General features: G+C 56.0%; 9 protein-coding genes. 5 read left to right on the top strand and 4 right to left on the bottom strand.

Annotated elements, in window-relative coordinates:
- Positions 1-98 precede the first annotated feature (98 nt).
- Positions 99-1,013, top strand: coding sequence for a hypothetical protein (locus ONV78_RS19975; protein ID WP_347815424.1), 915 nt, complete (start codon positions 99-101; stop codon positions 1,011-1,013).
- 3 nt (positions 1,014-1,016) lie between these two features.
- On the opposite strand, the gene ONV78_RS19970 is transcribed toward ONV78_RS19975, so the two are convergent.
- The 4 genes from ONV78_RS19970 to pdhR all read right to left on the bottom strand — a co-directional run bounded on the left by ONV78_RS19970 (position 1,017) and on the right by pdhR (position 7,275).
- On the bottom strand, positions 1,017-1,730 hold the full coding sequence (locus ONV78_RS19970) for a tetratricopeptide repeat protein (RefSeq protein ID WP_279505802.1): 714 nt from the start codon (positions 1,728-1,730) through the stop codon (positions 1,017-1,019).
- A 320-nt stretch (positions 1,731-2,050) separates the two neighbouring features.
- Entirely contained in the window at positions 2,051-3,685 is a 1,635-nt protein-coding gene (gene aceF, locus ONV78_RS19965) for a dihydrolipoyllysine-residue acetyltransferase (protein ID WP_279505799.1), read from the bottom strand.
- Positions 3,686-3,700: 15 nt separating this feature from the next.
- Positions 3,701-6,355, bottom strand: a complete 2,655-nt coding sequence (aceE, locus tag ONV78_RS19960; protein WP_216736938.1) for a pyruvate dehydrogenase (acetyl-transferring), homodimeric type — start codon at positions 6,353-6,355, stop codon at positions 3,701-3,703.
- Positions 6,356-6,507: 152 nt separating this feature from the next.
- Positions 6,508-7,275, bottom strand: a complete 768-nt coding sequence (pdhR, locus tag ONV78_RS19955; protein ID WP_011395212.1) for a pyruvate dehydrogenase complex transcriptional repressor PdhR — start codon at positions 7,273-7,275, stop codon at positions 6,508-6,510.
- Between the two features lie 580 nt (positions 7,276-7,855).
- On the opposite strand from pdhR, the gene ONV78_RS19950 reads away from it, so the two are divergent.
- Genes ONV78_RS19950 through ONV78_RS19935 form a run of 4 tightly spaced genes read left to right on the top strand, consistent with a single transcriptional unit; the run spans position 7,856 to position 13,580 of the window.
- Entirely contained in the window at positions 7,856-8,605 is a 750-nt protein-coding gene (locus tag ONV78_RS19950; RefSeq protein ID WP_279505797.1) for a (Fe-S)-binding protein, read from the top strand.
- Positions 8,602-10,074, top strand: coding sequence for a LutB/LldF family L-lactate oxidation iron-sulfur protein (locus ONV78_RS19945; RefSeq protein WP_279505795.1), 1,473 nt, complete (start codon positions 8,602-8,604; stop codon positions 10,072-10,074). Before ONV78_RS19950 ends, ONV78_RS19945 begins: the two co-directional genes overlap by 4 nt.
- Entirely contained in the window at positions 10,067-10,747 is a 681-nt protein-coding gene (locus tag ONV78_RS19940; protein WP_279505793.1) for a lactate utilization protein, read from the top strand. The genes ONV78_RS19945 and ONV78_RS19940 overlap by 8 nt, the downstream gene beginning before the upstream one ends.
- Complete coding sequence (locus ONV78_RS19935) at positions 10,740-13,580, top strand: FAD-linked oxidase C-terminal domain-containing protein (RefSeq protein WP_279505792.1); 2,841 nt, start codon at positions 10,740-10,742, stop codon at positions 13,578-13,580. Before ONV78_RS19940 ends, ONV78_RS19935 begins: the two co-directional genes overlap by 8 nt.
- Position 13,581: the final 1 nt, after the last annotated feature.

The following is a 13,581-nucleotide window of genomic DNA, read 5'->3' as shown; positions in this document are numbered from 1 at the left end:
CACATTAGCGTTGCAGGGCGCCTCTAATTAACGACAAAGACTCAGTATTAACTACACTTTTTGTGTAGGTAAGGCGGTTTCATTGCGAGGTCTGCGGAGTGATGGCACAAAGGGTGGTCTTGTTTGGCGTTCTACTCTGGATGCTGACGCCGAACTGGTCGTCGGCGCAGGAGGTCGCCATTTACGCACGTTCCCATACCCAGTTCGATGAACGCAATGAATACCCTGTTCGACTTCTGGAGATGGCGCTTCAAACCAGCGGCGCAGACATCAAACTAAAATCCAGCCAGGATATTATTCTGCAGGGCCGCGCCATCAACCTGATCCGTAACAATCAGGGCATTCACGTTCTCTGGGCCATGACCAGCAAAGAGCGGGAAACAGAACTCTCCCCCATACGCATCCCGATTTATAAAGGCCTGATCGGTTGGCGACTTTGTATTGTCCATCCCAACAATATCAAGAAGTTTTCCCGCATCCATTCACTAGAGGAGTTACGGACAGTCACCTTCGTGCAAGGCCATGATTGGCCGGATCTGGACATTTTTCAGCACAACGGTTTGCAGGTCGAGAGCAACGCCAACTATCACTCCATGTTTAAAATGATCGAAATGGAGCGGGTTGACGCCTTCTCCCGAGCGCTGATCGAGATCTGGCCGGAATTGGAAACTTACTCCAGTTTGCGCGCAGAGCCGCACTTATTGATCCGCTATCCTGCGGCGGTGTATTACTTTGTCAGCCGCAGTAATCCCAGTCTGTACCGGGCGATCAAAGACGGGCTGGAGAAAATGATGGCGAACGGCGAGTTCACCCGCCTGTTCAATGAGTTTTATTTGCAGGCGATTGAGCGCGCCAGCTTGCAGGAACGTACGGTCATCGACCTGGAGAATCCGTTACTACCTGCCGATACGCCGCTGAATAATCCAAGATTGTGGTACGCCAATCCCTTACAGCACAGCGACGCGGACAATGCCGCAAGCGCCCACAAAGCCAGTGCTTACGACGGAAGCTGACCTTTATTGAGCGCCAATTCCTTTGTCTTTACGCCATTCGTTGGCGAGCTTTTCCGCTTTGGAGATTTCTTCCTGTGACATTTTTGAGCCCAGGAAAGAGACGAATTGAATGGCACGAGGAAACTTCTTCTCAGCGCTCAACATGGCCCAGCGCAGCGCTTCCACCATGTTTTTATCAGTACCTTCGCCAGTGGCGTAGGAGTACGCCAGATTAAACTGGCCGAATACATTGTTCTGTTCGGCGGAGTTGCGGTAAAGCTCAAACGCCTTGCCCAAATTTTTCTCTACTCCCTCGCCTTTGGCGTAACGCAGCGCGAGATTGTATTGCGCAGTGGCGTTGCCAGCGTCAGCGGCTTTGGAGAACCACTTTACCGCCTCTTTATAATCTTGAGGCACGCCGCGCCCCTGATTATAGAGCTGCGCCAGATTATTCTGTGCTGAAGGGTGGCCCTGTTCCGCCGCGGCTTTATACCATTCCGCCGCCTTTTCCTGATTCACTTCCGTGCCGCGACCTTTCTCATACATCATCGCCAGCAGGAATTGAGCGTCAGGATGTTTTTGATTCGCCAACACCTGCAGGCCATCGAACGCTTTATCCATGTCGTTCTTCTTAATGGCCTCCGCCACTTCCGTCATAGTGACGGCGAACGCCGCCTGAGTAGAAAGCAGTACGACAGCGATTGCGGTGGTGATGAGCGTGAAGATTCGTCTGACCATGTCTTGTCCCCGAGAAACGACCTTGTCACCCTCGCCTCGTCGATAACAATGCAAGGTGACGCAATTTTATACTTCTTGTTCGATAACGCCTAAGGATGCGCCCGCGCTTCTCCGCCTTGAGATCACCGCGCGCAGCCGACGATCAGAAAAAACTAGCAAAGCCGTTTGGCCAGAACAAGCGAAATTCCGCGCAGACATTAAAGCTGTGATGGATTGCTCAATGAAGGCTAAAGAGAAGAGGTCCGCGCTGGAAAGGCGACGCAAGAACGCAAAAAGGCCGGGATATCCCGGCCTTTTTCACGTTATTGGCGCTATAAGAACTACAGCAGCAACTTACGGATATCGCCCAGCAATTCACCCAGCAAAGAGGTGAAACGCGCAGCGTCAGCGCCGTTAATGGCGCGGTGGTCATAGGACAAGCTCAGCGGCAGCATCAAACGGGGCACGAATCCGCCGTTCTCATACACAGGCTTCATCTGCGCTTTGGACACGCCCAGAATCGCCACTTCAGGCGTATTCACGATAGGCGTGAACGCAGTGCCGCCCAAGCTGCCCAGGCTGGAGATAGTGAAGCACCCGCCCTGCATTTCGTTCGGCTTGAGCTTACGATCTTTGGCCTTGGCCGCCATTTCCGCACACTCTTGCGCCAGTTCCCACAGACTCTTCTTGTTGACGTCGCGGATAACCGGCACCACCAGGCCTGCTGGGGTGTCCACCGCCACGCCGATGTTGATGTAATGCTTCTGAATAACTTCTTTCTTATCCATATCCAACGACACGTTGAACTGCGGATAAGTTTCCAGCGCATAGGCGCACGCCTTCAGCAGGAAGGGCAGCGGAGTCAGCTTGACGCCTTTCTTCTCTCCAGCCGTCTTCTGCGCTTTGCGGAAGTCTTCCAAATCGGTGATGTCCGCATCGTCAAACTGCGTGACATGAGGAACCACCAACCAATTGCGCGCCATATTATCGGCGGTCACCTGATGGATCTTGCTCATCGGCAGACGATCAATCTGTCCGAATTGCGAGAAGTCAGGCAGTTTCACCGTCGGCAAGCCCGCGCCAGAGCTGACTGCGCCGCCGGCAGCGCCAGCCTTGAGCTGCTGCATTCCGTTCTTGACGAAGGTTTGCAGGTCCTGCTTCAGGATACGACCTTTCGGCCCCGTGCCTTTGACCATCGCCAAGTCAACGCCGAACTCACGCGCCAAACGACGCACAGCAGGGCCAGCGTGCACTTTGCCGGACGTCGCAGGAGCGGACTCTTGCTGCGCCGGCGCACTAACAGGCGCTGAAGCTGGAGCCGCTTTAGCAGGCTCCGCGGACGCTTTGGACGGCGCGGGAGCTTGCTCAGCAGGAGCCGCCGCAGGTGCGGCGCCCTCTACTTCGATTTCCGCCATGGCGTCGCCTTCGTTGACGGAATCGTTGGCTTTGATCAGCAACTTCTTGATAACGCCAGCGACAGGGGATGGCACTTCCATCGTCGCCTTATCTGATTCCAGCACCAGAATAGGATCGTCAACCTTAACGGTATCGCCTTCCTTGACGGAAATTTCGATAACCGTTACGCCTTCAGCGCCGCCGATATCCGGTACAGGAATCGTCTGTACGCCGCCTGAGGCCGCGGGAGCCGCTGCAGGCGCAGCGGGTTCCGGCTCTTGCGCTGGGGCCGGGGCTGGCTTCTCTTCCTGCGCCGGCGCAGGTTCAGACGCTTCCGCAGCGCCTTCGCCCGCCATCAATAAAATCAGGTCGCCTTCGGATACTTTATCCCCTACCTTGATTTTCAACTCAGCGATTTTACCCGCCTGAGGAGAAGGGATATCCATAGTGGCCTTATCAGACTCCAGAACAATCAGAGAGTCTTCCGCGTTCACCTCATCGCCAGGTTTCACGCAGACTTCAATAACCTCAACATCGGACGCTCCGCCGATGTCAGGAACTTTGACTTCGATATTACTCACGTCAGTCTCCTTCTATCAGGCGTAGATTGGGTTCGGTTTGTTAGGATCGATGCCGTACTTGCGGATCGCTTCAGTCACCACTGAACGTTCGATCTTGTCTTCCCGAGCCAGACAATCCAGCGCTGCGACAGCTACGTAGTAACGGTCGACCTCGAAGTGCTGTCTCAGCTTCTCGCGAGTGTCGCTGCGGCCAAATCCGTCCGTGCCCAGTACGTGAACTGTCTGCTGCGGAATGAACTGACGCACCTGATCGGCGAACAGACGCATGTAATCGGTAGACGCGATAACAGGACCTTCGCGATCTTTCAGACACTGCTTCACGTAGCTCTCGCGACGTGGTTCTTCCGGATGCAACATGTTCCAGCGACGTACGTGATGGCCTTCGCGAGCCAGCTCAGTGAAGCTGGTGACGGACCAGATATCGCTGTCGATGCTGAAGTCGTCTTTCAGCAGTTTCGCCGCTTCGCGCACTTCGTTGAAGATAGCGCCGCAACCCAGCAGCTGAACACGCGCCTTGCCGTCTTTCGCGCCTTCTTCGAACAGGTACATCCCTTTCAGAATGCCTTCTTCGGCGCCTTCTGGCATGGCGGGATGCTCGTAGTTCTCGTTCATCAGCGTCAGGTAGTAGTAGACGTTTTCGTTTTCGCCATACATACGACGCAGACCGTCGCGAACGATAACCGCTACTTCATAGCCGTAAGTCGGATCATAGGAAACACAGTTCGGGATGGTCGCCGAAATAATGTGGCTATGGCCATCTTGGTGCTGCAAACCTTCGCCGTTCAGCGTGGTGCGGCCAGCGGTGCCACCCAGCAGGAAGCCGCGCGCGCGCATGTCGCCAGCAGCCCAGGCCAGATCGCCAACGCGCTGGAAGCCGAACATGGAGTAGTAAATGTAGAACGGGATCAACGGGTAATCGTTGGTGCTGTAGGACGTCGCCGCAGCAATCCACGCGGACATGGCGCCCGCCTCGTTGATGCCTTCCTCAAGGATCTGACCTTGCTTGTCTTCCTTGTAGTACATGATCTGGTTACGGTCGTTCGGCACATACTTCTGACCTTCGGAAGTATAAATACCCAACTGACGGAACATGCCTTCCATACCGAAGGTACGGGCTTCGTCAGGAACGATCGGAACAACGCGACCGCCGATCTGCTTGTCTTTAACCAGTGCGTTAAGTACACGTACGAACGCCATGGTGGAGGAGATTTCGCGACCGTCGCTGCCTTTCAGTACAGCGTCGAATGCATCCAGACCTGGGATCTGCAGCGGCTGGCTGTCTTTGCGGCGCTTGGGCAGGAAGCCGCCCAGGCTCTCACGCATTTTCTTCATGTACAGCGCTTCAGGAGAATCCGGCGCCGGACGGTAGTAAGGCAGGTTCTCGATCTCATCGTCGGAGATCGGCACGCCGAAGCGATCACGGAATTTCTTGACCGTCTCCATATCCAGCTTCTTCAACTGGTGCGTGGTGTTCTGGGCTTCGCCCTGCTCGCCGAAACCATAACCTTTAACGGTGTGCGCCAGAATAACCGTCGGCTGACCTTTGTGATTCACCGCATTGTGATAGGCTGCGTACACTTTATAGGGGTCGTGACCGCCGCGGTTGAGCTTGTAAATGTCCTCGTCGGACATGTTCTCAACCATTTTCTGCAGCTCTGGGTACTTACCAAAGAAGTGCTTACGGGTGTAAGCGCCGCCGTTGGATTTGAAGTTCTGCATTTCGCCGTCGACCGCTTCGTCCATACGCTTCTGCATAAGGCCGTGGTCGTCTTTTTCGAACAGAGGATCCCACAGGCGTCCCCAAACGACTTTCAATACGTTCCAACCCGCCCCGCGGAAGATGCCTTCCAGTTCCTGGATGATCTTGCCGTTGCCGCGCACCGGTCCGTCCAGACGCTGCAGGTTACAGTTGATGACGAAGATAAGGTTGTCCAGCTTTTCACGGCCGGCCAAACCGATGGCGCCCAGAGTTTCAGGCTCGTCGCACTCGCCGTCGCCAACGAAACACCACACTTTGCGGCCTTCCATATTGGTCAGCTCACGGCTGTGCAGATATTTCATGACATGCGCCTGGTAGATCGCCTGAAGCGGCCCCAGGCCCATGGATACAGTTGGGAACTGCCAGTAATCAGGCATCAGCCAGGGATGCGGATAAGAGGACAGACCGTTACCGTCAACTTCGCTGCGGTAGTTGTCCATCTGCTCTTCAGAGAAGCGGCCTTCCAGGAAAGAACGCGCGTATACGCCAGGGGAAGTGTGGCCCTGGAAGTAAACCAGATCGCCTTCACGCTTGTCGTCGCCAGCGTGGAAGAAATAGTTGAAGCCCACATCATATAGAGTGGCGATGGAGGAGAACGAGGACAAATGTCCGCCCAACTCGCCAGGCTTCTTGTTCGCACGCAACACCATCGCCAGGGCGTTCCAGCGCACCAATGAACGAATGCGGCGCTCCATGAACAGGTCGCCAGGCATACGCGCTTCTTTAGTATGCGGAATAGTGTTGCGATAGGGTGTCGTAATGGAATAAGGCAGTTGCGTCCCGTCGCGCGTCGCCCGCTCCGCCAACCGTGTCAGCAGGTAGGTTGCACGCTCGACGCCTTCAGTATCCAGGACGGATTCCATCGAATCCAACCACTCCTGGGTTTCAATAGGATCGGCATCATCATGCATAGAGGTTACTCCTGTAGAGCTAGATTGATTGTAATTGTGTTACCGGACGCGCCGACGCCTCGTGAGCGCCCACGCACCATAAAAAAATGTTCCGGAGTCCCCATCGACCCACATCAGGATCTTTTAAAAAGTAGTCGCGCGGCAGGATTTTTTTATTCATCCAGATTTTGCAGGCGCCGCAGGGAGCGCATGTTTCTGGAATCGGCCTTGCCTTTTTCCAATACGATTTCTTCCACATATGCGAGATGCTCGTGAGCCGCGGCTCGGGCGGCGTTCGGATCTCTCGCCAGTACGGCTTCTTTCAGGCGAAAGTGTTGCTCTTTTATTTTCAGCCGCATCGCCTCTTCTTCGTAGAGGTAATGTAGGTTGCTAACAATATTCTGTTTCAACAAGGTGAACAATGCGCGCATAGTATGAAGCAGCACGACGTTATGAGCGGCTTCCGCGATGGACAGATGAAACTCCGCATCCGCTTTCGCCTCTAAATCAGATACGCGTTGTTCGTGATAGTTCAGCCAGTCATTGTAGCGTTTTTCAATAATTTTGCGATCCGCCCCCGTGCCGCGAATCGCGGCGTAGTAAGCGGCCACGCCTTCCAGCGCGTGACGGAACTCCAACAGGTCATACTGCGCTTCCGGATGCTGCCCGATCAGGGCGAACAACGGTTCGGTGTAACTGGCGCCCAGTTCCTGGGACACAAAATTGCCCCCGCCCTGACGCCTCACCACCAGCCCTTTGGCCTCCAGTTTCTGGATAGCCTCTCGCACAGAGGGCCTGGATACTTCAAACTGCACCGCCAACGCCCGCTCGGGAGGCAACCGCTGACCTGGTTTCAGGCTGCCTTCCAATATCATTTGCTCCAGGCTATCGACGATCACATCCGACAACTTGGGTTGTTTGAGGGGCTTCATTACAGGCATTAAAATGTCACCGAGACGGTGTTATGGCTCCAGACAGACGCTAAACGTTTCACTTTCCGACGCTCCCTACCCCGCAGTCTGTGGAATCAAGTTCCTCGCGGGCGGATGTCAGGACATTTAGCCGCAGGCGCTTGAAAGGCCGAGCATGCGCGCAGCGATGTACGCAAGTAAGCTTAGCACGGGAGGCGTATGCGGCCACTTTCCAATAGCCCCGGCGCCCCGCGCGCCGCCTATAATCCTGGTGTTTCTTTGGAAACTGCGGCGGATTCGCCGCTGACGGCATGACCAACAAACTGGTATGACCAATCCAAACGACGCGCAGGCTAACACAACTGTCCTGCAAACGCATTATTGCTTAGACCAAAGTATTAACACCCCACTAACCAGTACATTTATTAGCCATGCACGAGGTTTATTGCCGCTAATTGACACCAGCGGGAACACCGCGTTATTTTAGCTCCAGCACTTTTGGTAAATTGGTATTACCAATCATTAAAACCACAATTCCTCGCACAAAATCCACGGCAGCCAAGACTGACCGTTAGATTTAGCTCAGGGGAAGACAACGCAGAGATCAGACATGCAACGAGCCTATCCGGAAAAACCCGAGCAGGTGTATTTTTTCGGCACCTGCCTCATTGATCTGTTCTACCCCGAAGCGGGTATGGCGGGCATTCAATTGCTGGAGCGCGAAGGCGTCAAGGTGGTCTATCCGCAACAGCAATCCTGCTGCGGCCAGCCCGCCTATAACTCAGGGTACGACAATGAGGCGCGCAAGGTGGCGGCGGCGCAAATCGCCTGTCTGGGAGAAGAACTGCCTGTTGTAGTCCCTTCTGCTTCTTGCGCGGATATGTTCCGCCATCACTATCCGGACCTGTTCGCCAATACGCCCCTGCATAAACAGGCGCTGGATTTGGCTGCGCGCACCTATGAGCTCACCGAGTTTCTGGTGCATGTCTGTAAAATTCGCCTTGTGGATCATGGACCTGCCGCCACTGTGGCCCTCCATAATTCCTGCAGCGCCCAGCGCGGTACGAAGACAGCGCAAGACGCCATCTCCCTGCTGCGCCAGATGAGCAACGTAGCCATCGTACAACAGGAGCGCGCCTCCGAATGTTGCGGATTTGGCGGCACGTTCGCAGTGAAAGCGCCGGACATTTCCAATGCGATGGTGCAGGATAAGTGCGACAACCTGCTCGCCACCGGCGCCAATGATCTGGTTTCTGGCGACTGCGGCTGTCTGATGAATATCAGCGGCGCTCTGGAAAAGCGCAAAGATAAGCTCCCGGCGCAACATATCGCTTCCTTTATATGGGAGCGTACGCAATGAGCCGTTTCGAGCCCGCCACGGTCAACCTTGAGTTCGACAAACGCGTCGACGACGCCCTGCAGGACCAGGAACTGCGCGCCAACTTCCGCGGCGCCATGGACTTCCTGATGGGCAAACGCGCCGCCATGTTTCCCGACAAAGAGGACCTGGAAGCCTTACGCAGCCAAGGCGAAGCCATCCGCAATCGTTGCCTGAGCCAGCTGCCTGAGCTACTGGAACAGTTCGAGCAACGCTGTACGGAAAACGGCATACAGGTGCACTGGGCGGAGACTTCACAGGAGGCCAACGCCATCATTTTGGAGATCATGCACAAGCATGACGCCACCCGAATGGTGAAAGGAAAGTCCATGGCGTCGGAGGAGATTGGACTCAATCATTTTCTGGCCGATCATGGCGTCGAGTGCCTGGAAACCGACATGGGCGAATACATTGTCCAACTGGCGGACGAGACGCCCTCGCACATCATCATGCCCGCTATTCACAAGAACAAGCAGCAAATCGCCCGCCTGTTCAATCAGAAGATAGATGGCGTGGAATATAGCGAAGACGTCGACCGCCTGATCGGCATTGGCCGCGACGTATTGAGACAGAAGTTTTTCGAGGCGGAGGTGGGACTTTCCGGCGTGAACTTCGCCGTGGCGGAGACCGGCACGCTCTGTCTGGTGGAAAATGAAGGCAATGGTCGCATGACCACCACTATTCCGCCTGTGCATATCGCGCTCTGCGGCATTGAAAAAGTGGTTGAGTCGCTACGGGATATTCCTCCCTTGCTGCGCCTGCTTACCCGTTCAGCAACCGGACAGGCCATCACTACTTATTTCAATATGATCAGCGGCCCGCGCAAGCCGGATGAAAAAGACGGTCCACAGGAAGTGCATGTTGTACTGCTGGATAACGGACGTTCGCGTATCTATGCGGATAAGCAACTGCAAGAAACTCTGCGCTGCATTCGCTGCGGCGCCTGTATGAATCACTGCCCGGTATACACGCGCATTGGCGGCCATGCATATGGAACCACTTATCCCGGCCCCATTGGCCAGGTGGTGTCGCCGCAGATTTGGGGTCTGCACACGGCAGGCGCCATCACCAAGGCCTGCTCACTCAACGGCGCCTGTGGCGAAGCCTGCCCGGTCAAGATTCCATTAGCGGATCTGATTCGTCGCCTGCGTTATGAGTCCAACAACAACAACGAGCCAACGCCCGTACCCGCCCCAAGAGGCCAGGGTTCATTACGCAAACGCTCGGAAGCGGTTACCTGGAAGTTATGGGCGCTGTTGTCGCGCAAACCTGGACTGTACAAACTGGCGCTACTGCTTGCTACCCGACTGCGTGCGCTGACGCCCAAACACATCGGTCCCTGGACCCGCTATCGCAGCGCTCCCAAACCCGCCGCGCGCTCGTTACATGAACTGGCGGCGCAGCGCTCTCAATCAAACGCGTCATCACAGGAGCACGGTCGGCATGAGTAGTCGCGAAGCCATCCTCAACCGTTTACGCACTTATCGGCAGTCGAAACCTTCCCAGCCTCCGCAGGAAACGGCTTCCACCGCCACATCGACGTCGCTCAGTATGGCGGAGAAAGTGCAGCTGTTTACCGAAAACCTGCATGCGGCGCACGCTGAAGTGATCACGGCGACACAAGAGGATTGGACACAGCGCCTTTTATCTCTGTGGCGGGAAACAGGCGTCCATAGCGTGATTTACGCCCCGAACACGCCCCATGGAGAAAGCCTAAAATCTGCAGCGCATGAGTTTCCCGAACTACAGTTACAAGCCTACGAGAACAGCATCGAGAGCTGTAAAGACGCGCTGTTCAACCACATCCAGGGAGGCTTTGGCGCCGCCATAGCGGGAATCGCCGAGACGGGAAGCTTGATGGTGAAAACCGGGCCCCATGAGCCCCGCGCTCTGTCTTTGGTTCCCCCCACGCACAGCCTGATTATCCATGCCAAAGACTTGTATGCGGACTTACCCGAAGCGCTTCATCAAACCCAAATCGAATCCGCTTTGCCGACAAACCTGCTGCTCATCTCCGGCCCTTCCAAAACCGCAGATATTCAGCAGACGCTGGCTTACGGCGCCCATGGGCCCAAACGCCTGATCGTCGTTCTGATAGTTACGGAGGAAAGCGTCCGTGTCTGAGCCCTTCACCCGCTTCTCTCAGGCGGTGCGCCAGTTCATTCCCGCCGCCAGAGTGATTGACGATCCCCTGCGTCGTCTCGCCTATGGAACGGACGCCAGCTTTTATCGGTTGATTCCGCAACTGGTGTTGCGGGTGGAAAACGAAGACGAGGTCATCCGCTTGTTACAACAGGCCGACGCTCACCGCATCGCGCTGACCTTCAGGGCGGCGGGCACCAGCTTGTCCGGTCAGGCGGTGACAGACTCGGTGCTGGTGCAGCTGCAGGGATGGCGAGAGCATCAAATCGAGCAGAATGGAGCCCGTATTCGCCTGCAGCCGGGCGTGATCGGCGCTCACGCCAATCGCTACCTGGCGCCCTTTCAACGCAAAATCGGCCCGGACCCTGCGTCCATCAATGCGGCGAAAATCGGCGGCATCGCAGCGAACAACGCCAGCGGCATGTGCTGCGGAACGCAACAGAACAGCTACCATACTCTGGCGCATATCCGTGCGGTAATGGCGGACGGAACGGTCCTGGATACTGTCGATGAGAACTCCCGCAAGGCGTTTGCACAGACGCACGCAACACTGCTGCAAGGCATATCGAGTCTGCGTGCGGAGATTCTCGCCAATCCGGAGCTGGCGGCGAAAATTCGACACAAGTATCGCCTGAAAAATACTACCGGCTACGGCATCAATGCGCTTCTGGACTTTACCGACCCGGTGGATATTCTGGCGCACTTGCTAATCGGTTCCGAAGGGACGCTGGGATTCATCTCCTCCATTACTTATAACACCGTGGCGGATCATCCTGACAAAGCCACTGCCCTGGTGTTTTTTCCAGACATCCATGTCGCATGTCAGGCGGTGTCGAAGTTGAAGACATCCCCCGTAGCGGCCGTGGAGCTGATTGATCGACGCGGCCTCACCTCCGTACAAAGCAAGCCCGGCACGCCGGAGTTTGTGAGCGATCTGCCCCCCGGCGTGGCGGCGCTGTTGATTGAAACCCGCGCCGCTGACGCCCTGATGCTGGACGACCAGATCGAACAGATCCAGCAACTGCTCAATGAGTTTTCATTGCTTAACCAGGTTCCATTCAGCAAAGACTCCCATCATTGCGCGCAGTTATGGAACCTGCGCAAAGGGTTGTTTCCCGCATTGGGCGCCGCCCGGGACGTTGGCACGACGGTTATCATCGAAGACATTGCCTTCCCGATTGAGCACCTGGCGGAAGGCGTCCTGGAGTTGCAGCGCCTGTTCAACGAGTATGATTATCCTGACGCGCTGATTTTTGGCCACGCACTGGAAGGGAACCTGCACTTTGTGTTTTCCCAGGAGTTTTCCTCCGATCTCGCCATTGAGCGTTATCGCGGACTGATGGACGCCGTAGCGCAATTGGTGGCGGTGCGCTTCGGCGGCTCCCTGAAAGCGGAGCATGGCACAGGCCGTAATATGGCGCCGTTTGTTGAGCTGGAATGGGGGGCGGAAGCCTACGCCGTCATGCGTCGCATCAAAGACCTGTTCGACCCCAAAGGCATTCTGAACCCAGGCGTCATCATCAACGACGACCCAGAGGCGCACTTGCGTCATCTCAAGCCGCTCCCCGCAGCGGACCCGCTGGTGGATAAATGTATCGAATGCGGCTTTTGCGAGCCCGCCTGCCCCTCTCGCGAACTAACCCTAACGCCGCGCCAGCGCATCGTCGCCTCCCGGGAAATCGCCCGCCTGCAGGCAAGCGGAGAGGACGCCGAACAATTACGGACATTAATGGACGCTTATGACTACGCCGGCGACGACACTTGCGCCGCGTGCGGTCTATGCGCGCTCAGTTGCCCGGTGAGCATTAATACCGGCGACCTCACTCGTCTGCATCGCAAACAGAAAAACGCTGCGCAAGCCGGTAAAGCCCAATGGGCCGCCGAACACTTTTCCACACTGACCAAAGCCACACGCTTAGGCCTCGGCGGCGCCGACGCCATGCACCGGGTTTTGGGTTCAGGGGCGATGACCACGCTAAGCCACGCCGCCCGCAAGCTAAGCAAAGAACGGACGCCGCTCTGGCATCCTTATCTTCCCACCGCCGCCCGTTCATGTCGGACAGATGAAAAGACGGCGGACGTGGTGTATTTCAGCAGTTGCGCGTCCCGCACCATGGGACCCGCCCGGGGCGATGCGGAAACCCACTCGCTCACGGAAGCCTGTTTGCGCTTGCTGGAAAAGGCAGGCTTTCAGGTTCGCTTCCCGTCCAATATCGATCAACTTTGTTGTGGTTTGCCCTTCGCCAGCAAAGGCTTCCCCGACAGCGCGCAGCAAAAGGCCGAAGAGCTGGCGCAAGCGCTGCTGACTTCCAGCGACAACGGACAGCTCCCCGTCTTTTGCGACGCCAGCCCATGCACACAGAAATTAAAGGAAGCGATTGAACAAACCGATGCCGGGAAGAAGTTAAAGATTTACGATTCTGTCGAGTTTATTCACGACTACGTGCTCGATCGCCTGAGCATTCAAAAAGAAGATGCGCCTGTCGCCATTCATATCACTTGCAGCGCGCAAAAAATGGGGATTGGCGACAAACTCCTGGCGATCGCTAAACGCTGCTGTCATGAAGTGGTGACGCCGGAACATATCACCTGCTGCGGTTTCGCCGGCGACAGGGGTTTCAGTCACCCAGAATTGAACGCGTCAGCCTTGGCGCCGCTGAAAGCGCAAATACAGGAAAAGGGATGCGGAGAAGGTTTCTCCAATAGCCGTAGCTGCGAAATCGGATTATCGCTGCATTCGGGGGTGCACTATCACAGCATTGTTTATCTGGTGGACAGAGTCAGCGAAAAATTGGCGGGGGCGGCAAGGGTGTAAA

It is taken from the genome of Hahella sp. CR1, from assembly GCF_029813005.1.
Lineage (GTDB): Bacteria > Pseudomonadota > Gammaproteobacteria > Pseudomonadales > Oleiphilaceae > Hahella.
This window is presented reverse-complemented; position numbering and strand designations above follow the sequence as displayed.